This is a genomic window from Microbacterium sp. M3 (genome assembly GCF_033548675.1).
GTDB lineage: Bacteria > Actinomycetota > Actinomycetes > Actinomycetales > Microbacteriaceae > Microbacterium > Microbacterium arthrosphaerae.
In genome coordinates this window covers 305,392-325,669 of sequence record NZ_JAWTZT010000001.1, presented here as the reverse complement: position 1 = coordinate 325,669, position 20,278 = coordinate 305,392, and the positions used below count along the sequence as shown (strand labels likewise).

General features: G+C 72.9%; 18 protein-coding genes and 1 pseudogene. 13 read left to right on the top strand and 6 right to left on the bottom strand.

All coding sequences use genetic code 11. The annotated features are described in order from the left end of the window. Nucleotides 1-1,365 precede the first annotated feature (1,365 nt). From R8Z57_RS01440 to R8Z57_RS01425, 4 genes are all read left to right on the top strand, one after another. A complete protein-coding gene (locus R8Z57_RS01440; protein WP_318351977.1) occupies nt 1,366-2,379 on the top strand; it encodes a type IV toxin-antitoxin system AbiEi family antitoxin domain-containing protein in 1,014 nt (337 codons plus the stop codon). 1,031 nt (nt 2,380-3,410) lie between these two features. Then, complete coding sequence (locus tag R8Z57_RS01435) at nt 3,411-4,112, top strand: metal-dependent transcriptional regulator (RefSeq protein WP_318351976.1); 702 nt, start codon at nt 3,411-3,413, stop codon at nt 4,110-4,112. Between the two features lie 247 nt (nt 4,113-4,359). Beyond that, nucleotides 4,360-5,289 (top strand): M23 family metallopeptidase, encoded by a 930-nt coding sequence (locus tag R8Z57_RS01430; RefSeq protein WP_318351975.1) that lies wholly within the window; start codon nt 4,360-4,362, stop codon nt 5,287-5,289. A 360-nt stretch (nt 5,290-5,649) separates the two neighbouring features. Continuing rightward, nucleotides 5,650-6,147 carry an HNH endonuclease gene (locus R8Z57_RS01425; protein WP_318351974.1) on the top strand — a complete coding sequence of 166 codons (498 nt, stop codon included), beginning with the start codon at nt 5,650-5,652 and terminating at the stop codon, nt 6,145-6,147. Between the two features lie 23 nt (nt 6,148-6,170). Here the strand turns inward: R8Z57_RS01425 and R8Z57_RS01420 are convergent, their stop codons facing one another. Then, on the bottom strand, nt 6,171-6,692 hold the full coding sequence (locus R8Z57_RS01420; protein ID WP_318351973.1) for a MarR family winged helix-turn-helix transcriptional regulator: 522 nt from the start codon (nt 6,690-6,692) through the stop codon (nt 6,171-6,173). Between the two features lie 40 nt (nt 6,693-6,732). On the opposite strand from R8Z57_RS01420, the gene R8Z57_RS01415 reads away from it, so the two are divergent. From R8Z57_RS01415 to R8Z57_RS01400, 4 genes and pseudogenes are all read left to right on the top strand, one after another. Continuing rightward, nucleotides 6,733-7,647 (top strand): EamA family transporter, encoded by a 915-nt coding sequence (locus R8Z57_RS01415; protein ID WP_318351972.1) that lies wholly within the window; start codon nt 6,733-6,735, stop codon nt 7,645-7,647. 70 nt (nt 7,648-7,717) lie between these two features. Then, nucleotides 7,718-8,530 (top strand): hypothetical protein, encoded by an 813-nt coding sequence (locus tag R8Z57_RS01410; protein WP_318351971.1) that lies wholly within the window; start codon nt 7,718-7,720, stop codon nt 8,528-8,530. Nucleotides 8,531-8,876: 346 nt separating this feature from the next. After that, a pseudogene (locus R8Z57_RS01405) lies at nt 8,877-10,418 on the top strand (DNA polymerase Y family protein); the annotation flags it as partial. A 228-nt stretch (nt 10,419-10,646) separates the two neighbouring features. Next, nucleotides 10,647-14,195, top strand: a complete 3,549-nt coding sequence (locus R8Z57_RS01400; RefSeq protein ID WP_318351969.1) for an error-prone DNA polymerase — start codon at nt 10,647-10,649, stop codon at nt 14,193-14,195. 34 nt (nt 14,196-14,229) lie between these two features. Here the strand turns inward: R8Z57_RS01400 and R8Z57_RS01395 are convergent, their stop codons facing one another. The 3 genes from R8Z57_RS01395 to R8Z57_RS01385 form a co-directional block, all read right to left on the bottom strand. Further along, nucleotides 14,230-14,370: a hypothetical protein gene (locus R8Z57_RS01395; protein WP_318351968.1), complete on the bottom strand. Its 141-nt coding sequence runs from the start codon at nt 14,368-14,370 to the stop codon at nt 14,230-14,232. Between the two features lie 83 nt (nt 14,371-14,453). After that, complete coding sequence (locus R8Z57_RS01390) at nt 14,454-14,660, bottom strand: DUF2188 domain-containing protein (RefSeq protein WP_318351967.1); 207 nt, start codon at nt 14,658-14,660, stop codon at nt 14,454-14,456. A gap of 37 nt (nt 14,661-14,697) precedes the next feature. Further along, complete coding sequence (locus tag R8Z57_RS01385) at nt 14,698-15,027, bottom strand: hypothetical protein (protein WP_318351966.1); 330 nt, start codon at nt 15,025-15,027, stop codon at nt 14,698-14,700. A gap of 106 nt (nt 15,028-15,133) precedes the next feature. On the opposite strand from R8Z57_RS01385, the gene R8Z57_RS01380 reads away from it, so the two are divergent. Next, nucleotides 15,134-15,646 (top strand): DUF1990 family protein, encoded by a 513-nt coding sequence (locus R8Z57_RS01380; RefSeq protein ID WP_318351965.1) that lies wholly within the window; start codon nt 15,134-15,136, stop codon nt 15,644-15,646. 48 nt (nt 15,647-15,694) lie between these two features. Here the strand turns inward: R8Z57_RS01380 and R8Z57_RS01375 are convergent, their stop codons facing one another. Together R8Z57_RS01375 and R8Z57_RS01370 are read right to left on the bottom strand one after the other, a co-directional pair. Then, entirely contained in the window at nt 15,695-16,291 is a 597-nt protein-coding gene (locus R8Z57_RS01375; protein ID WP_318351964.1) for a class I SAM-dependent methyltransferase, read from the bottom strand. A 77-nt stretch (nt 16,292-16,368) separates the two neighbouring features. Then, on the bottom strand, nt 16,369-16,842 hold the full coding sequence (locus R8Z57_RS01370) for a CinA family protein (RefSeq protein ID WP_318351963.1): 474 nt from the start codon (nt 16,840-16,842) through the stop codon (nt 16,369-16,371). 195 nt (nt 16,843-17,037) lie between these two features. Between R8Z57_RS01370 and R8Z57_RS01365 the strand changes: the two genes are divergently transcribed. From R8Z57_RS01365 to R8Z57_RS01350, 4 genes are all read left to right on the top strand, one after another. Next, nucleotides 17,038-17,301 (top strand): hypothetical protein, encoded by a 264-nt coding sequence (locus R8Z57_RS01365; protein WP_318351962.1) that lies wholly within the window; start codon nt 17,038-17,040, stop codon nt 17,299-17,301. Beyond that, nucleotides 17,298-18,068 (top strand): SDR family NAD(P)-dependent oxidoreductase, encoded by a 771-nt coding sequence (locus R8Z57_RS01360; RefSeq protein ID WP_318351961.1) that lies wholly within the window; start codon nt 17,298-17,300, stop codon nt 18,066-18,068. The genes R8Z57_RS01365 and R8Z57_RS01360 overlap by 4 nt, the downstream gene beginning before the upstream one ends. Before the next feature lie 140 nt (nt 18,069-18,208). Next, complete coding sequence (locus R8Z57_RS01355; protein WP_318351960.1) at nt 18,209-19,909, top strand: VWA domain-containing protein; 1,701 nt, start codon at nt 18,209-18,211, stop codon at nt 19,907-19,909. A 129-nt stretch (nt 19,910-20,038) separates the two neighbouring features. After that, the gene (locus tag R8Z57_RS01350; protein WP_318351959.1) at nt 20,039-20,254 is read left to right on the top strand and encodes a hypothetical protein; all 216 of its coding nucleotides are present in this window, start codon (nt 20,039-20,041) and stop codon (nt 20,252-20,254) included. The last annotated feature ends 24 nt before the right edge of the window (nt 20,255-20,278 follow it).

The following is a 20,278-nucleotide window of genomic DNA, read 5'->3' as shown; positions in this document are numbered from 1 at the left end:
GACCGGGGGTTGCCGTCCGCCGGGGCCGCGGTATCCGACCCCTTCCGCAGGTGGACGGGGGTTGCCGTCCGCCGGGGTCGCGGCATCCGACCCCTTCTGCAGGTGAACGGGGGTTGCCGTCCGCCGGGGTCGCGGCATCCCACCCCTTCCGCAGGTGAACGGGGCTTGTGCAGGAGCCGTACCGCCGTTGTGCTCCTGCGGAGGCCACGTTGGCCTGTCGGGCGCGGGGCTCCTGCAGAACCCCGGTTGACCTGTCGCTCGCGTCCTGCGCGGGCGAGGGACGGGAGCGGATGCCGGGGCCGCGGCATCCCACCCTTCCGCAGGTGAACGGGGCTTGTGCAGGAGCCGTACCGCCGCGGGGCTCCTGCAGGACCCCGGTTGACCTGTCGCGCGGCGTGCGGGGAAGGGGGAGCGGATGCCAGGGCCCGCGGCATCCCCCCTTGCGCCGGTGAACGGGGCTTGTGCAGGAGCCGTACCGCCGCGGGGCTCCTGCAGGACCCCGGTTGACCTGTCGCGCGGCGTGCGGGGAAGGGGGAGCGGATGCCAGGGCCCGCGGCATCCCCCCTTGCGCCGGTGAACGGGGCTTGTGCAGGAGCCGTACCGCCGCGGGGCTCCTGCAGAACCCCGGTTGACCTGTCGCGCGGCGTGAGGGGAAGGGGGAGCGGATGCCGGGGCCCGCGGCATCCCGCCTTGCGCAGGTGAACGGGGCTTGTGCAGGAGCCGTACCGCCGCGGGGCTCCTGCAGAACCCCGGTTGACCTGTCGCGCGGCGTGAGGGGAAGGGGGAGCGGATGCCAGGGCCCGCGGCATCCCCCCTTGCGCCGGTGAACGGGGCTTGTGCAGGAGCCGTACCGCCACGGGGCTCCTGCAGAACCCCGGTTGACCTGTCGCTCGCGCGGCGTGCGCGGCAAGGGGCGGGCGCGGAGGCCGGGGCCGCGGCATCCCACCCTTCCGCAGGTGAACGGTGCTTGCGCAGGAGCCGTACCGCCGCGGGGCTCCTGCAGAACCCCGGTTGACCTGTCGCTCGCGCGGCGTGCGCGGCAAGGGGCGGGCGCGGATGCCGGGGCCGCGGCATCCCACCCTTCCGCAGGTGAACGGGGCTTGCGCAGGAGCCGTACCGCCGCGGGGCTCCTGCAGAACCCCGGTTGACCTGTCGCTCGCGCGGCGTGCGCGGCAAGGGGCGGGCGCGGAGGCCGGGGCCGCGGCATCCCACCCTTCCGCCGGTGAACGGGGCTTGCGCAGGATCCGTACCGCCGCGGGGCTCCTGCGTGACCCTGGTTGACCTGCCGCGGTCGGCGTGTGCAGGAGCGAGCGAGCGCGAAGGAGCGGATGCCGCGAGCCCGGTTCGCGGCGGAACCCTGGTGTTGTGGGTTCCACAGGTGATCCGGCGCTGTGCAGGGAGCCCACCGCGATCTCGCTCCTGCCGGACGCCGCTTTACCGGTGGAGCTTCCTCCCCAGACCGCGGGATGGACGCCGCGGCCCCGACTTCTTCGATCGCACCGTCGATCTGACCGCGGGCACGCGTCTGACCGCCACCATCCGGATATGACAGATCCCATCGCAGAGCTGATCGCGCGTGGCGGCGTCGCACGCGCCATTTCGATCTTGGAAGCCGGCGTCAGCCGATATGCGATCGCGGCAGCGGTCTCGGCCGGTCACATCTACAGGCCGCGGAAGGGCTGGCTGGCGGTCCCCGATGCGGACCCCTATCTGCTCGCGGCGGCGCGGGCGGGTGTCGTCCTCACGTGCGTGACGATGGCGCAACGGCTCGGACTCTGGGTCCTGGCTCACGAGGGACCGCATGTCGGGGCCGCGCCGAACGCCTCCCGGCTGAACCTGCAGAACCCCGATGCGACGGTGCACTGGGGAAAGCCCGTCCAGCCGCGCCCGGCCGGAGCGCTGGAGGACGGCATCCTGAACACCCTCGTCATGGTCGCCGGCTGCCAACCTCACGAGATCGCGCTGGCGATCTGGGAGTCGGCCCTCAACCAGCGCATGGTGGAGAAGGGGGAGCTCGCCCGTCTGCCGCTGACCGGTTCCTCCTGTCGTCTTCTCGAGGAAGCGACCCCGTTCGCGGATTCAGGGCTCGAGACCATCTTCCGGACGCGGTTGCGTTGGCTGCGGCATCCGATCCGAGCGCAGATCTGGATCCATGGTCATCGTGCCGACTTCCTCATCGGCGACCGACTCGTCGTGCAGATCGACGGCGGGCATCACGTCGGCGCCCAGCGCGCGGAGGATGTCGCTCACGACGCCGCGCTCATGCTGTTGGGCTACCACGTCATCCGCGTCACGTACCCGCAGGTGATCGACCGCTGGCACGAGGTGCAGGACCTGATCATGCGCGCGGTGGCTCAAGGGCTTCACCGCGCCGCATGAGGTCGATGAGCCCGCCGCGCGGCCGGGGCTTGTGCAGGTGAACGGGGCTTGCGAAGGTGACCTGCGGGCTCGGGCGTCCTGTGGAAGCGCTGTTCACCTGTCGTGGGCCGGCGGCGAGCGTGCGGCGGGCGGGCCGGCGGCGCGGGGCAAGGTGGCCGGGGCTTGTGCAGGTGAACGGGGCTTGCGAAGGTGACCTGCGGGCTCGGGCGTCCTGTGGAAGCGCTGTTCACCTGTCGGGGGCCGGCGGCGAGCGTGCGGCGGGCGGGCCGGCAGCGCGGGGCAAGGTGGCCGGGGCTTGTGCAGGTGAACGGGGCTTGCGAAGGAGATCTGCGGGCTTGGGCATCCTGTGGACGCGCTGTTCACCTGTCGTGGGCCGGCCGGCGGCCCGGCCGGCGGCGTGGAGCCGCCCGGCCCCGAGGGGCCGGCTGGCGGCGCGGCGGGCGGGCCGGCGGCGCGGGCCAAGGTGGCCGGGGCTTTGGCAGGTGAACGGGGCTTGCGAAGGAGACCTGCGGGCTTGGGCATCCTGTGGAAGCGCTGTTCACCTGTCGTGGGCCGGCCGGCGGCCCGGCCGGCGGCGTGGAGCCGCCCGGCCCCGAGGGGCCGGCTGGCGGCGCGGCGGGCGGGCCGGCGGCGCGGGCCAAGGTGGCCGGGGCTTGGGCAGGTGAACGGGGCTTGCGAAGGAGATCTGCGGGCTTGGGCATCCTGTGGACGCGCTGTTCACCTGTCGTGGGCCGGCCGGCGGCCCGGCCGGCGGCGTGGAGCCGCCCGGCCCCGAGGGGCCGGCTGGCGGCGCGGCGGGCGGGCCGGCGGCGCGGGCCAAGGTGGCCGGGGCTTTGGCAGGTGAACGGGGCTTGCGAAGGAGACCTGCGGGCTTGGGCATCCTGTGGAAGCGCTGTTCACCTGTCGTGGGCCGGCCGGCGGCGCGGCCGACGGCGTGGAGCCGCGCGGCGCCGAGGGCCCGGCGCCGCGGGGCCGGGGTCGGGAGCGGAGGATAGGCTGTCCTCAGCCCCTTGAGAACTGAGGACACCGCGATGACCGACCTGATCGACACCACCGAGATGTACCTGCGCACGATCCTTGAGCTCGAAGAGGAGAACATCGTGCCGCTGCGGGCCCGCATCTCGGAGCGGCTGGGTCACTCCGGCCCGACGGTGTCGCAGACCATCGGCCGTATGGAGCGCGACGGGCTCGTCGTGGTCTCCGAAGACCGCACCCTCGAGCTGACCGACGCCGGCCGGCAGAAGGCCGTCGACGTCATGCGCAAGCACCGCCTGGCCGAGCGCCTGCTCTCCGACGTCATCGGCCTCGACTGGGCCTACGTGCACGAAGAGGCCTGCCGCTGGGAGCACGTGATGAGCGAGCAGGTCGAGCGCCGCCTCGTCGAGCTGCTCGGGCATCCCACCGAGTCTCCCTACGGCAACCCCATCCCGGGACTCGACCAGCTCGGCGATGTGCCGGCGAACGGGTTCGAGCAGGGCGTCGTGGGCCTGGTCCGCCGCCTCAACGACGCCGGCGAGCCCATCACCGGCACCGTGCGCCGGCTCGCCGAGCCCGCGCAGGTCGACCCCGAGCTGCTGCAGCAGCTCAAGGGCGCGGGCGTCGTCCCCGGCGCCGTCGGCGCCTATCGCTACAACGAGGGCTACGTCCTCGTGCAGATGGAGGGCAGCGACGAGGGTCTCGAGCTTCCGGTCGAGGTCGCGTCGCACATCTTCCTCGTCGACGAGGCGCGCTGAGGAAAGCGGATGCCGGACGCCCGGCATCCATGCCGCGCACTGTGCGCGAATTGCCAGGCGCAGAGCGTGACAGAATCGTGACCTTCGGGTAGCCTCGAACAGTCCACCAGGCGAGAAGCCCGCCGACCGGACCCCGCGCGGATTGCCTCACCGGCTCGTCGTCCGCGCGGTGAAGCCCGCATATCGTGCCCCGACACCGAGTGCTGACGAGCCAGGCGCCCCGGCGCAGAGGCGCCGGAGGACAAGTTTGGCTGAAGAGATCGAGTCGCACGCGACCGAACCCGAGAACGTCGCGGCGGAGCAGACCCGCCGCGCACGTGGACGGAAGACCCCCGCGCGGCGCGCCCGCACCGGCGTGCCCGCGACGAAGCCGGCGACGGCTCGCGCGTCCGTCCGTCCCGCCGCGTCGAGCTCGGCGCCGTCGAAGAAGGGCCGCGTGGCCAAGCCGCTGCGCAACCTCGTGATCCTGAGCATGGTGGGCGGCCTCGTCGCCACCGTGGCGCTCCCCGCGTTCGCGGCCAGCGCCGACCGGGCCGACGCCGAGCCCATGACGATCCAGCAGATGGCCGTCGACGACGCGCAGACCTTCGTCGCGGCATCCGACGCGAACGCCACGCAGCTGTCGCGCGAGAGCTACTCGGCCACCACGCCCGAGGAGATCGCGAAGAAGAAGGCCGAAGAGGCGGCAGCCGAGCGTGCCCGCCAGGTGGCGGAGCGGGCGGCCGCGGCCGCCGCGTCGCGCGGCTCCGTGCCGACGAACATCGCGCTCACGTCGCCGGGCACCGGCGAGGTGCGCTGGCCGATCCTCAACTTCACCAAGGGCCGAGGCCTCTGGGACTCGGGCTACCACCAGGGCGTCGACCTGCTGTCGTCGTGCGGCACGCCCCTCTACGCGGCCGCGGCCGGCGTGGTCAAGGTCTCGCAGGAGAGCTACGGCGGCTACGGCGTCGGCGTCTCGATCGACCACGTCATCGGCGGCCAGCGCGTGAACACGCTCTACGGCCACATGACCTACGGCAGCCGTCAGGTGTCGGTGGGCCAGTCGGTCGAGGCCGGCCAGCTCATCGGCCTCGTCGGCAGCACCGGCAGCTCGACCGCGTGCCACCTCCACTTCGAGGTCCACATCAACGGCTCCGTCGTCGACCCGTGGGCGTGGCTGCAGGCCAACGCCGGCTGAGTCTTCGCCGACCGCGAGCAACGAGAAGCGGATGCCGCCGCCCACGTCGGGCGGCGGCATCCGTTCGTCGACACGCCCGCTCTCGTTCACCGCGGCACCGCCCCGGTGTCTGCTGCGTGCGTTAGCCTGAATCCCGACGCTGAGAGAGCGGAGGGAGCCGATGGGCTGCATACCACGCATCCGAACCATGGATGCGCTCGGACGCCTCGTCCTTCGGCATTGCACGAGTGGATGCCGCGGCTCTGCCGTGGCGCCAAGGCGCTGTCTATAAGACAGCGCCTTTTTTCATGCCCCTGCGCCATCGATCGTCGCGCAAGTCGAATACCGAGAAGCCGTCCCGGCCATTCGAGAGGATGATCAATGCGCACTCTGGTGCTGAATGCGGGCTACGAGCCGCTCGCGGTCGTGTCGTTCAAGCGGGCGCTCGTGCTCGTGATGAACGAGAAGGCCACCGTGGTGGAACACACCGAGACAGATCCGGTGTGGGGCACCAGACGCTCGTATGAACGCCCGGCTGTGATCATCCTCACCCGCTACGTGCGGGTGCCGGGTGGCAGGCACGTCCCTGTGACGCGGCGAGGCGTGCTGCGTCGAGACGCGATGCGCTGCGCGTACTGCGGCAAGGCGGCGTCGACGATCGACCATGTGCTGCCGCGTTCGCGCGGCGGGGCCGACTCGTGGGAGAACCTCGTCGCCTGCTGCCTGCGCTGCAACAACGTCAAGGGTGACCGCACGCCGCAGGAGATGAACTGGGAGCTGCGCTTCACTCCGCGTCCACCGCGCGGTGCGCAGTGGACCGTGCGCGGCACGGAGCGCACCGATCCGCGGTGGGAGCCGTATCTCGCGCTGGCCGCCTGAGCGTCGCGCCGGGGCTGACGACGTCAGCCGGCGTCGAGCACCCGCAGCCAGCGGGTGAGGATCGGCTCGAGGGCCGCGGCATCCGTCCTCCCGAGCTCGTCCAGGATCCGGTGCTCGTTGGCCAGGTGCGCGGTGATGGCGCGATCGATCAGGTCGCGGCCCTCCGGGGTGAGGCGCACCAGGCGCTTGCGGGCGTCGGATGCCTCGACCCGCCGTTCGACGAGACCGCGGGCTGCGAGGCGGTCGACCCGTTTGGTGAGCCCTCCGGTGGTGACGAGGGTGTGGTCGGCGAGCTCGCCGGCGGCCCGCTCGTATGGCGCTCCCGCGCGGCGGAGCGTGGCGAGCACGTCGAACTCGCCTTCGCTGAGCCCGAACTGCTCGTACACGGCGACGAGGCGCTCGGTGAGTTCGAGCGCGATGCGGTGGAGGCGACCGATGACGCCCTGCGGGGAGGGGTCGAGGTCGGGCCGCTCGCGTCGCCATTCGCGCTGGATCTCGGCGACGCGGTCGAGGTCGTCTGTGGTGGCGGCGTCGTCTTCGGGCATGCCGACCACTTTATCTTCCTCGTAAGATAAAGTGTCTTCCATGGAAGATAAGCGCTGGCGATGGATCCTCGTGACCGCGATCGCGCCGATCGCGTGGGGGAGCGGCTATGTCGTCACGCGCAGTCTGCTCCCCGCGGATGCGCCGCTGTGGGGCGGGGTGCTGCGCGCGCTGCCCGCGGGTCTGCTCGTGCTGCTGATCGCCCGGCGGCTGCCGGCGGGATCGTGGTGGTGGCGATCGCTCGTGCTGGGCGCGCTGAACGTCGGCGGGTTCTTCGTGCTCGTCTACGTCGCGGGGCAGCGGCTGCCGTCGAGCCTCGCGGCGACGCTGATGTCGGCATCCGCGGCCGGCATGCTGCTGTTCGGCTGGCTGCTGCTGCACCGGCGGCCGCGGCTCGCGGCCGCGGTGGGTGCGGCGGTGGGGCTCGTCGGCGTCGGGGTGATGCTCGGCTTCGATGCCGACGGCGCGGATCCATGGGGTGTCGCGGCGTCGCTCGGAGCGATGGTGGCGGCGTCGCTGGGCTTCGTGCTGACGTCGCGCTGGGGCTCGGGCGTGCCGGCGCTGCCGATGACGGCATGGCAGCTCATCGGCGGCTCGATCGTGCTGATCCCCGCGGCGCTGCTGGTGGAAGGGGCGCCGCCCGCGCTGACGGCGACGTCGGCGCTCGGCTTCGCCTATCTGACGCTGATCGCGACGGCGGTCGCGTACGTCGCGTGGTTCGCCGGGCTGCGGCGCCTGTCGCCCGGTGTGGTGGGCGTGGTCGGTCTGCTCAACCCGGTGACCGGCGTGGTGCTCGGGGTGGTGCTCGCGGGCGAGGCGTTCGGGATGCCGCAGATCGTGGGTGTCGCGCTGGTGCTCGCGGGCATCGTGCTCGGTGCCGCGCCCGCGCGGCAGCGCGGTGCTCTGGGTGATGCGCCGGCGGATGCCGTGCCCCCACTCGCATCGGCTCGAACATAACTGTCGGAACTCCGAGGTAGTCTCATTCCCTGCGATTGAAATACTAGAACATCTGTTCTAGCCTGTGGGAATGAGGGCCATCGTGCAGCTCACGGCACAGCACGTGCACGAGCCCGTCGACGAGGCGTCGGCGGGCACGGCGGGTGGCGCCGAGACGACTGGCCTCGCGCCGGCCGGCTCGACCCACACCGTGGCCCGGCTGCGTGCGCAGCTCGAGCGCGTGCAGGGCCGCCGCCTCGATGCGCCCGTGCTGCCGGTCCACCCCGCACTGGCGTCGCTGCTTCCGGGCGGCGGCCTCCGGCCGGGCTCGGCGTATTCTCTGCCGCGGTCGACGTCGGTGCTGCTCGCGCTGCTGGCCCAGCCGTCGCAGGCGGGCTCGTGGTGCGGGGTGATCGGCATGCCGCGGCTCGGCGCCGAGGCGGCCGAAGGACTGGGCGTCGACCTGTCACGGCTCGTGCTCATCCCCGATCCCGGTGCGCGGTGGCTGGCCGTCACCTCGACCGTCGCCGAGGTGCTCCCCGTGGTCGCGGTGCGTCCCACGGGTCGCGCCGCCGACGGCGAGATCGCCCGGCTCGCCGCACGGCTGCGCGATCGCGGTGCGGTGCTGCTGGTGCAGGGGCCCTGGCCGCAGGCCGAGGCCGTGCTCGAGGTGGGCGAGCCCACCTGGGAAGGTGTGGGGCGCGGGCACGGCTACCTCTCCGGCCGCGAGGTGACGCTCACCGCGTCGAGCAGGCGCTGGCCGCGGTCCCGGCGGGCTCGCGTGATGCTTCCGGATGCCGCGGGCCACGTCTCTGCGCCGCCCGAGCGGATGCGTCCCGTCGAGGCGCTGCACCGCGACGACGGTGCCGAGGCCTTCGCGCAGCCGATCAGGGCGGTGGGGTGACATGACGCCGGGCACGCCCGTGCGCAGCCTCGTGCTGTGGTTCCCCGACTGGCCGATCACGGCTCTCGAGCGGGAGACCGGCCCCGCGGCGGGGGAGCACGCCGGTGGGGCGGCGGGGGAGCGAACCGGCGCGGCCGCGGGGGAGCGGCCGGGGTCGGCCGCGAGGGAGCGGCCGGGGTCGAGGCCAGACGCCGTCGGTGCGGGGCAGGACACGGCGGGGTGGAGGCCAGACGCCGCCGGTGCAGGGCAGGACGCAACGGGCGCGGGGCAGCCCACGCCGGGCCCGGGGCGGCACACGGCGGGTGCGCTCGCCCCGGGCTCCGCCGCAGGGCGCGGGCGGCGGCATCCGATCGCCATCGTGGAGCGCAATCTCGTCGTCGCGTGCTCGGCGTCCGCTCGGGCGGAGGGGGTGCGCCGGGGGCAGCGCCGGCGCGACGCGCAGGCCCGGTGCCCGGGGCTGAGGCTGGTGGACGCGGATGCCGCGCGCGACCACCGTGCGTTCGCGCCGGTCGTGTCGCTGATCGAGGACCGGGCGCCGGGGGTGCAGCTGGTGCGGCCGGGACTGTGCGCGCTGGGCGCCCGGGGTCCGGCGCGCTACTACGGCGGTGAGACCGAGGCCGCCCGCATGCTTCTCGGGGCGCTGCGCGATGCCGGGCTCCACGGCGTCCGCGCCGGGATCGCCGACGGGCCGTTCACGGCGGAGCAGGCGGCGCGGGGCGGCACGACCGCCGATGAACCGGTCTTCGTCGTGCCTGCCGGGGGTGCCGCGGGCTTCCTCGCACCGCTGTCGGTCGCCGTGCTCGACGCCTCCGCCATGGTCGGCGGCGGCGCGACGGCGCCGAAGGAGACGGCCGACCTGGTGGGGCTGCTCGCGAGGCTGGGCGTGCAGACCCTCGGCGGGTTCGCCGGGATGGCGCCCGATCGCGTGCGTGAGCGGTTCGGCGAGCGGGGCGTCCGGCTGCACGCGCTCGCCGCGGGGCGTGACTCCCAGCCGGTGCAGCCCCGCACGCCGCCGCCCGAGCTCGAGCGCGAGGTCGCCTTCGAGCCGCCGCTCGAGATCGCCGACCAGGTCGCCTTCGCGATGCGCGTGACCGCCGACGACTTCGTCGCCGGGCTGGGCGCGATCGACCTCGTGTGCACCGAGCTGCGGGTCGAGCTCGTCGGCGACCGGGGCGAGCGCAGCGAGCGGGTGTGGCTGCATCCGGGATCGTTCGACGCGGCGGCGGTGGTCGACCGCGTGCGCTGGCAGCTCGCGGAAGACGTCGGGGCGGGCGACGCCGCCGGCGGCGGGCTCCGCAGCGGGGTCGCACTGGTGCGGATCTCGCCCGAGGCGGTGGAGGCGGCATCCCATCACGCCCCGGCGCTCTTCGGCGGCGGACCTGAGGAGCGGGTGCACCATGCGCTGTCGCGCGTGCAGGCGATGCTCGGGCACCGGGGCGTGCTGACGCCCGCGATCGGCGGCGGCAGATGGCTGGCCGAGCGGCAGGTGCTCGTGCCGTGGGGCGACAGGGACGAGCGCGACCGGCAGACGAAGGGGGGTGGCGGGCTCGCGGCGCAGCGCGCGCGGCCGTGGCCGGGAAGCCTGCCCGATCCGCTCCCGACGACGGTGTTCGCCGACCCCGTGCCGGTCGACGTGCGCGCGCTCGGCGGCGAGCTCGTCGACATCGACGAGCGGGGGAGCGTCTCGGCTGTGCCTGCGTTCTTCATCGAGAGCGGCCGCAGGCGCGCGATCGAGGCGTGGGCGGGACCGTGGCCGGTGATCGAGCGGGGATGGGATGCCGCGCGCTCGCGCCGTGCGCACCGGTTCCAGGTGGTCGACGCCGAGGGGGCGGCCTGGCTGCTGGTGTGCGACGGCGACGCCTGGACGGCGGAGGCGACCTATGACTGAGGTGCGCCGCAGCGCGTTTCGTCTCGCTCCGCTCGCTCAACGATCGGGGCTTCGCGCGTTTCGTCTCGCTCCGCTCGCTCAACGACCGGAGCTTCGGGCGTTTCGTCTCGCTCGGGAGCCCAGGTCGTTGAGCGAGGAGCGCAGCGACGAGACGAAACGCCTCGGACAGACGAACGACGTCGGAGTCTCGCACGCCCGCTCGACGCGCGGAACCGAGGGCGGCGGCTGATGGGCTTCAACAACCCGGGCGTTCCCTGGTCGGAGATGGAGCGCGTGCTCAGCGGCCGCCGCAGACCCGGCGGGCCGCCGGCCGGCGCGGACGGCGGCGACAGCCCGGCGTGGTCGCGCAAGCGGGGGCCGTACATCGCGCCCGCGATCGAGCGGCCGGCCGAGGCGATCCCGTACGCCGAGCTGCACGCGCACTCGTCGTACTCGTTCCTCGACGGCGCCTCCTCCCCGGAGGAGCTCGCCGAAGAGGCCGAGCGCCTGGGGCTCCACGCGCTGGCGGTCACCGACCACGACGGGTTCTACGGCATCGTGCGCTTCGCCGAGGCCGCCGAGGCGCTGCGGCTGAAGACGGTGTTCGGCGCCGAGCTGTCGCTCGAGCTGCCGCAGCCGCAGAACGGCGAGCCCGACCCGGTCGGGGCGCACCTGCTCGTGCTCGCGCGCGGCGAGGAGGGGTATCACCGGCTGGCGGGTGCGCTCACCCACGCGCAGCTGCAGGGGGCCGAGAAGGGCCGCCCGGTCTACGACCTCGAAGAGCTGGCGGCGCAGGCCGACGGACACTGGGCGGTGCTCACCGGATGCCGCAAGGGCGCCGTGCGGCGCGCGCTCGCCTCTGCGCCGGGAACGGCGGGGGCGGATGCCGCGGCCCGCGAGCTCGATCGCCTCGTGACGCTGTTCGGGCGCGACGCCGTGCACGTCGAGCTCATCGACCACGGCAATCCGCTCGACACCCGCGACAACGACGTGCTGGCCGGGCTCGCACGGGAGCGCCGGCTGCCGCTCCTCGCGACGAACAACGTCCATTACGCCGTGCCGCAGCGGCAGCTGCTGGCCGCGGCGGTCGCGGCGGTGCGCGCGAACCGCGGGCTCGACGAGCTCGACGGCTGGCTGCCGGTGCACGCCGGCGCGCACCTGCGCTCGGGCGCCGAGATGGCGGAGCGGTTCGTGCGGTTCCCCGACGCCGTGGCCCGCACCGTGCCGCTGGCCGACGAGCTCGCCTTTCCGCTGCGCCGTGCCAAGCCCGCCCTGCCGAAGCAGAAGGTGCCCGACGGGCACACGCCGATGTCGTGGCTGCGGCACCTGGTGTGGGAGGCGGTGCCGCGCAAGTATCCGCGGCTGACGGAGGAGAACCGGACGCGCATCGAGAAGGAGCTCGGGGTCATCGAGATGAAGGACTTCCCGGGCTACTTCCTCATCGTGCACGGCATCGTGCAGGAGGCGCGGCGCCGCGGCATCCTCTGTCAGGGCCGAGGCTCGGCGGCCAACAGCGCCATCTGCTACCTGCTCGACATCACCGCCGTCGACGCGATCGCCTACGACCTGCCGTTCGAGCGGTTCCTGTCGAGCCTTCGCGAGGAAGAGCCCGACATCGACGTCGACTTCGACTCCGACCGCCGGGAGGAGATCATCCAGTGGGTCTACCAGGAGTACGGGCGCGATCGTGCCGCGCAGGTCGCCAACGTCATCCAGTACCGTCCCAAGAACGCCGTGCGCGACATGGCCAAGGCGCTCGGGCACTCGCCGGGGCAGCAGGACGCCTGGTCGAAGCAGATCGAGGGGTGGGGCGCGCTGCTCGAGACGGGCCCCGGCCACGACATCCCCGATCAGGTGCTCGAGTTCGCGAGCGAGCTGCTCAAGGCGCCGCGGCATCTCGGCATCCACTCCGGTGGCATGGTCCTCACCGACCGGCCGGTGGGCGAGGTCGTGCCGATCGAGCACGCCCGCATGGAGAACCGCACGGTGATCCAGTGGGACAAGGACGACGCCGCCTGGATGGGGCTGGTCAAGTTCGACCTCTTGGGGCTCGGGATGCTGGCGGCCCTGCAGTACTGCTTCGATATGATCCGCGCCTCGACGGGGGAGGACTGGGAGCTCTCGACGCTCCCGAAGGAGGAGAAGGCGGTCTACGACATGCTGTGCCGCGCCGACTCGATCGGGGTGTTCCAGGTCGAGTCGCGCGCGCAGATGGGACTGCTGCCGCGCCTGCAGCCGCGCCGGTTCTACGACCTGGTGATCGAGATCGCGCTGATCCGCCCCGGCCCGATCCAGGGCGGCGCGGTGCACCCCTACGTCAAGCGCAAGCTGGGGCAGGAGAAGGTGACCTACGCCCATCCCAAGCTCGAGCCGGTGCTGGCCCGCACCCTCGGCATCCCGGTGTTCCAGGAGCAGCTGATGCAGATGGGCATGGCCGTCGGCGGGCTCACCGGCGAGGACGCCGATCTGCTGCGGCGGGCGATGGGCTCCAAGCGCGGGATCGAGCGCATCGACTCGCTGAAGGAGAAGCTCTACGCCGGCATGGCCGGGAACGGCCTCGTCGGCGAGGAGGCCGATGCGATCTACGCCAAGATCCAGGCATTCGCGAACTTCGGCTTCGCCGAGTCGCATTCGCTGTCGTTCGGCCTGCTGGTGTACGCCAGTTCGTGGATCAAGCTGCACTACCCCGGGGCGTTCCTCGCAGGGCTGCTGCGCGCGCAGCCGATGGGGTTCTACTCGCCGGCGACGCTCGTGAGCGATGCCCGCCGGCACGGCGTGGACGTGCGCCGCCCCGACCTGCACTTGTCGGGCGTCGAGGCCGTGCTCGAGCCGGTCGAGGGCGTTTCGTCTCGCTTCGCTCGCTCAACGACCGGGGGTTCCGAGCCGGTCGAGGGCGTTTCGTCTCGCTTCGCTCGCTCAACGACCGGGGGTTCCGAGCCGGTCGAGGGCGTTTCGTCTCGCTTCGCTCGCTCAACGACCGGAGGTCTCGCGCCGACCGGCCTGGAATCGTGCACCCACTCCGAACAGCCGCCGACGGGGGAGTTCGACATCGACGCCCCCGACGAGTCGGCTGCGCACCGGCGCGACGGTGCCTTCGCGGTGCGGCTGGGACTGGCCGGGGTGAAGGGCATCGGCGCACCGGTCGCACAGCGCATCGTCGCGGCGCGCGATGCCGGCGGACTGTTCCGCGACCTCCGCGACCTGGTGCGCCGCACGAGCATCACCGCCGCGCAGGTCGAGGCGCTCGCCACCGCGGGCGCGTTCGAGTGCCTCGGACTCAGCCGGCGTGAGGCCATCTGGCTCGCGGGCTCGGCGGCGCAGGACCGCCCGGAGTTCCTGCCGAACTCGCTCATCGCGGTGCAGCCGCCGCTGTTCACCGACCCCACCAGCTACGAGCGGCTCGCCGCCGACCTGTGGGCAACCGGCGTCTCGACCGACGACCACCCGATGGCGCACTACCGTTCCGGGCTCGATGCGCGTGGGGTCCTGACCTCGCGCGAGCTGCGCAGCCACGAGCCCGGCCGTCGCATCGAGGTCGCCGGGCTCGTGACCCACCGGCAACGGCCTGCCACGGCATCCGGAATCACCTTCGTCAATCTCGAGGACGAGCACGGCCTCGTCAACATCGTGTGCTCGATCGGGGTGTGGAACCGGTATCGGCGCGTGGTGCGCGACTCGCCGGCGATCATCGCCCGCGGCATCCTCGAGCGCTCGACCGAGGGCGTCACGAACCTCGTCGCCGACCGCTTCGAAGACCTCCGTGTGGGCGTGCACCATCGCGCGAGGGACTTCCGCTGAGGCGAGCGGATGCCGCAGCCGCCGTGTCGCGGTGCTACCGGCCGGGATCTTCGCCCTCCGCCTGGGACGGATGCCCCGAGGCGGGCTGCGTCTCGCCGTCCGACGGCCGATCGCGGTCTTCGCCCTCGGCCTGGCTCGGCTTCCCGCTCGCCTGATCGCTGTTCGGATCCGACATGTCGTGCTCCTGCCTTCTCTCCCTCGGCACCGCGCCCGGCCGGCCGGGTGCCCGCCCGCGCCGGCGTCACCGGCGTCGCGCCGTCACTCCTGCGGATCGGTGATCGCGCCGGTGGCCTCGGCATCCTCGACGACATGATCCACGCCGAGATCGTCGGCGACGCTGCGGCCGGCATCGACCGCTTCGTCCTTGCTCGAGAAGCTCCGCGACAGTTCCGGATGCCCCGCCACGTGGTTCTCCCACTGCCCCCGGTTCGACCGGGTCACGACGGGAGTGGTGCTGTCGTCCATGTCTCCTCCTGCTCCGCGGGCATCCACCCGCTGCCGGTCAGACTTCGCTGTCCCAGTCGGTCTGGTCGGGGATGTCGGGATCGATGCCGGCGATCGGTCGCAGGCTCCGTGCGATCGCATCGAGCCGGGCCACGGCGGCGGCGTCGAGCAGCTCCTCACCATCGCCGTGCGCGTCCATCGCGACGATCTGGCTCGCCGGTCCGATCAGCACCATGACGGTGCCCACCGATCCATCGGCTTCCCGAGACGGGACCGACACCGTCTGCGCCTCACCCGCCTCGGCCAGCGCCTGGCTGCACACCAGCAGCGCCGACGCGATCTCGTCCCCCGTCACGAACTCGCTTCCCGCGTAGATCACCCTCTTCACACGTGCTTTCCTACCGCCGGGCGGGCGTGTCAGGCTTCGGGGTTGCAGACCGCACCCGAACCGGCTACACCGGCCCGGGTGGTGCGGACGGTGGAAGGATCGGAGCATGTCCGAGCCCGACCCCGTCTCGCTCACCCAGCCCGAGAGCCCGCGCTGGACCCTGCGGCCCGAGGGATTCCGCCGCTGGGAGCGCTCGACCGCGCTCGGCCGGGGCGACGGTGTGTGGCGCTGGGCGAGCGACGAGGTGCTGCGGTGGGGCGTCAAGACGCGCAGCGGCTTCGGCGTGAGCCCGGACGGCCCGGTCTCGCGCGGGGACCGCCCGGTCATCATGGCGCATCCGTTCGGCCTGTCGGTCCGCGAGCCCGTCGAGGTGGTCGCGGTCGTCGAGCGCCCCGACCGCGTGGGCTTCGCCTACCGCACCCTCGCCGGCCATCCGGTGAGCGGCGAGGAGGCGTTCATCGTGCACCGCGACGGCGAGGCGGTGATGCTGACGGTGCGGTCGCTGACGCGCCCGGGCGACGACCCGCGCTGGCGCGCCGCGTATCCCGCGCTGCTCGTCGCGCAGAGCGTCGCGCGTCGCCGCTACCTCCGCGCGCTGCGGGTCCGGGCCGCCCGCTGACCGAGGTCCACACCCGGCTCGGCCGCCGAGCCGCGTCCGCTTCGGCGGTCAGTCCGCGCGCCGCGCCGTCAGCACGTAGCGCTCGTCGGTGATCTCGCCGCCCCACAGCTCGGGGTCGGGGAGGCGGCGGACGTCAGTGCCGAAGAGGCGGTGCCCATCCACGAGCTGCATCGCAGCCTCGGCCGTGAGGCCCGCGCCGGTGTGCCAGCGACCTTCGATCAGCACCAGCAGGCCGCCCGGGCGCAGCAGGTCGATCCATGCGCCCAGGGCCACGGGCGGATCGGGCATCGCCCACAGCACGTGCCTGCTGAGCACGACGTCGAACCCGCCGCGGGTGAGCGGTGGCGCCGACGCATCGGCGCACACGAGCGTCGCGGCGACCTGCGCGGCGCCGGCTTTGGCCCGCGCGCGCTCGATCATCGCCGGCGAGAAGTCCACCCCGGTGACCTCGTGGCCTTCTGCCGCGAGCAGCACCGACAGCGTGCCGGTCCCGCAGCCCAGGTCGGCGACACGCAGGGGTTCATGCCCGAGCACCTCCACGAGAAGGGCGCGCCAGGCCGCACGAGCGGACGGATGCCGCAGCCCGTGGTCGACGGCATCGTCGAAGGTCTGCGCCTCGGCGTCCCACATCGATGCATCTGCCACCCGCACATCCTCGCAGCGGCCGGGGACACCGGCATCCAGCGTCCGCCGGACCGTACCGTCAGCCGCCGGACCGTTCGTCAGCTCGTCGGAACGTCGCCCTCGGCCAGGCGCACGAGCAACTGCAGCGCGTGATCGACCGTCGCGCTCAGCACCTCTTCGGGCTCGCCGTCGAGCTGCAGGTGCGTCGCACCGGAGTCGTTGGCCGTCGCCCACCCGAGGTAGACGGTGCCGGGCGCGTGGCCGTCCTCGGCGTCGGGACCGCCGATGCCGGTCGTCGCGACGGCGATCCCGCTCTGCAGGAGCGCCCGGACGCCCGCCGCGAGCGCCGTGGCGCACTCCGCCGAGCACGGGTCGACGCCCTCCGGCACACCCAGCACGTGCGTCTTCACCGGCATCCGGTAGGCCACCACACCGCCCGAGAACCAGTCGCCCGCCGACTCGCCCTTGCCCACTTCGCTGGCGAGGATGCCGGAGGTGAGCGACTCCGCGACGGCGACGGTGAGGCCGCGCTCGCGGGCGAGATCGCTGAGACGCTGAATGGTGGAGGTCATCCGCCCACCCTGTCACGCTCGGCGACGACCGGGGCCCGTGCGCCGCGAATCCGAACCGGGAGATAGCTGTGGGCGAAGCGGAGCCCCTCGCACCAGCGGGCACCGGAACGTAGATTGCCGGGGAAGGTTCGCTGCGAGACTCGCGCTGGGGGTGGACGCGAGCGATCGGCCGGGGATGCCATGCGACGAGACACTGTGAGAATCGGGGACGACAGGTTCGTGCTGGCCCAGGGGCACGACATCGACGACGTCAAGGCGGCGACCGTGGCGGCCATGCGGGCCAACGGCGACCTCGTCGACCTGGTCGTGCTGGGCAACCGGGAGGTGTCGGTGCTCGTCTCACCGGGCGTGGCGGTGGTCTTCACCTCCGAGCTCCTCGACGCCGAGCAGAAGGACGTGCGCGACACGGGCGACGTCGACTACCCGTACGAGTCGTTCACCGACTACGAGTACCTGTGACCAGGCCTGACGGGAGCGTGAGCCGGACGGTCGCGATCGTCACCGGCGGCAGCCGGGGGATCGGTCGCGCCATCGTGCGCCGGCTCGCCCGGCGCGGGCATGTCGTGCTGTTCACCTTCACCTCTGACGACGGGGGAGCCGCCGACGTGGTGCGCACGGTCACCGAGGAGGGCGGGGTCGCGGTGGCGTCGCGGTGCGACATCACCGATGCGGACGCCCCTGCCCGGCTGGCCGATGCGGTCGATGAACTCGGCGAGCTCACGATCCTCGTGAACAACGCCGGCATCACCGGGCCGATCGGTCCACTGACCACCGCGTCCGACGAGACGCTCGCGCGTGTGCTGGACGTGAACCTCGTGGCGACCATGCGCCTGAGCCGGGAGGTCGTCGCGCGGTGGGAGCAGCGGGCACCGCGCGATGACCGGAGCATCGTCAACGTCTCGTCGATCGCCGCCCGTACGGGATCGCCGGGGGAGTACGTCTGGTACGCCGCGTCGAAGGCCGGTGTCGAGGCCTTCACGGTGGGCCTGGCGCGCGAGACGGCGGCCCTCGGTGTGCGGGTGAACGCCGTCAGCCCGGGCACGACCGACACCTCCATCCACGCGCGGGCGGGTCGTCCCGATCGCGCCGCCGAGGTAGGCGCGCGCACGCCGCTCGGCCGTGCCGGGTCGCCCGATGAGATCGCGGCGGGCGTCGAATGGCTCATCACGACGGATGCCGCGTACGTCACCGGCACGATCCTCGACGTCGCCGGCGGCCTGCGCTGAGGAGCGCGGACGTTTCGGCCGCGTGGGCGTGTCGCCTATACTCCATCGGGTATCCCCCCACGTACGACGCCGTATTGACCTGATATGACGCCGTATCCCGCAAGCGGGCACCCCCCGGCCCGCCGTCCATCGGAGTGCTTGTGGCCCGAGTGCAGCCGAACACGCCCGCCGGCGGTGACGCCCCGACGCGCGCGGCCGTCCGCGCCGCGCAGCAGCGGAAGCGCCTGCTGATCCTGCTGGGCGTCATCCTCGCCCTCGTCGTCGCGCTCGCCGTGGTGCTCGGCGTCTTCCTCCTGCGGGGCGCCGCCGCCGAACCCGAGGCGCAGCCTAACGCCGCGAGCGAATGCCTCCCCTCCGGACTGCGGATCACCGCGGATCCGGCCGTCGCCGGCGCGCTCGAGGAGATCGTCGCCGAGATGCCGGGGACAGGCGGCGAATGCCCCGAAGTGACCGTCCACGAGGAAGCGAGCGCGGCCACGGCGGCGACGCTCGCCGCGGGCTCCGAGCCCGACTTCGACGTCTGGGTGCCCGACTCGGCGATGTGGCCCGCGCAGGTGACGGGCCAGGCCGAGCGCGCGGGCGTGGACACCGCCGAACTGGTGGTCGGCGACGCGCTGGCGAGCACCCCGGTCGTGTTCGCCGCCACAGAGCCCACTGCGGCGGCGCTCCAGGCATCGGGCGCGGGGTTCGCGAGCCTCGCGGGGCGCACGGTCGCCGCGGTGCTGCCCGACCCGGCGACGGTGGCCTCGAGCTCCGCCGCCCTCCTCGCCCTGCAGACCGCGGTCGGCGGAGACGCGCGCGCCTTCACCGCGCTGGTTCTCGGCCTCGACACCGGCGTCGTCCCGACCACCGCAGAGGCGCTGGCCGCGGCATCCGCTGCTCCCACGCCGACCATCGCCGTCACGACCGAGCAGCAGGTGCTGGAGTACGCGGGCGACGCCGCGGTCCCGCTCGTGCCGGTGTACCCGACCGACGTCAAGCCGGCGGTGACGCTGCCGCTCGTCGCGCTCGGCGATGCCTCCGACGACACGGTCGAGGCGGTCGAGGCGCTGTCGGCTGCCGTCGCGAGCGGCGGCGAGCAGCTGGCCGAGTACGGATTGCGGGATGCCGCGGGCACTGCGCCGGACGCGACCACGGGCGCCGAGGGGGCCGGTGCGGAGGCCGAGCCCGTCGACGGCACCAATCAGGCGGAGGCGCTGCGGACGTGGTACGTGCTCACGGCACCTTCGCGGATGCTGTCGCTCAACGACGTGTCGGGATCGATGTTCCAACCGGCGACCGCCGACATGCGGCGCATCGACCTCTTCGAGCAGGCGGCCGTGCGCGCCGTCAACTCCTTGTCGGCCGACTCGTCGCTGGCGACCTGGGTGTTCTCGAGCCGGCGGATCGGCGGCCAGGACTGGCAGGAGATCGTGCCGTTCGGTCCCCTGGGCGATCCGGCGCACAAGCAGCGCACGATCGACACGGCGAACGGGCTCGACAGCCTGGTCGGCGGCGGCACGGGGCTCTACGACAGCGTGCTCGCCGCGGTGCAGTACATGCGCGACACGTATGTTCCCGGCCAGGTGCACCTGGTGCTGCTCAACACCGACGGGTACAACGAGGACGACGAGGGGCTCGACCTGCCGGGACTGCTGGCCCAGCTCGAGGCGCTGCGCGATCCGTCGAAGCCGATCGCCGTCATCGCCATCGGCTACGGACCCGACACCGACCAGGCGGCCCTCGAGCAGATCGCTGCGGCCACCGACGGGGCGGCGTATCAGGCGCTGCAGCCGACCGACATCGGCACGGTGCTCATCGACGCGGTCACCCAGCGCGGCTGCCGGCCGAATTGCGGCTAGCGCTCGGACTGCGGGTCGTCACGGCTCGACTCTGATCTCCGCCGGGGAGGTGCATCCAAACCCGCGCCGTCGGCGGAAGTACTCCATAGCGGGTGAACACGCGCCCGCCACAGAGGAGGGGAAAGTCCAATGAAGCGCATTCTCGCCACCGGAGCCATCGTCGCTCTCGCCGTGTTCGGCGTCGCCGGCACGGCCAACGCCGCGCCGTCCGACGCCGCATGCTTCGGTCAGGTGCACAAGACCATCAACACCGAGGGCGCCCTCGGGTTCACGAACGTCGGCGACGTCGTCAAGGCGATCGGCGGCCAGGGCAAGAACGACACCGCGCGCGGACTCTGCGGCTGAGGCCGCATCTCCCGCACCGACATC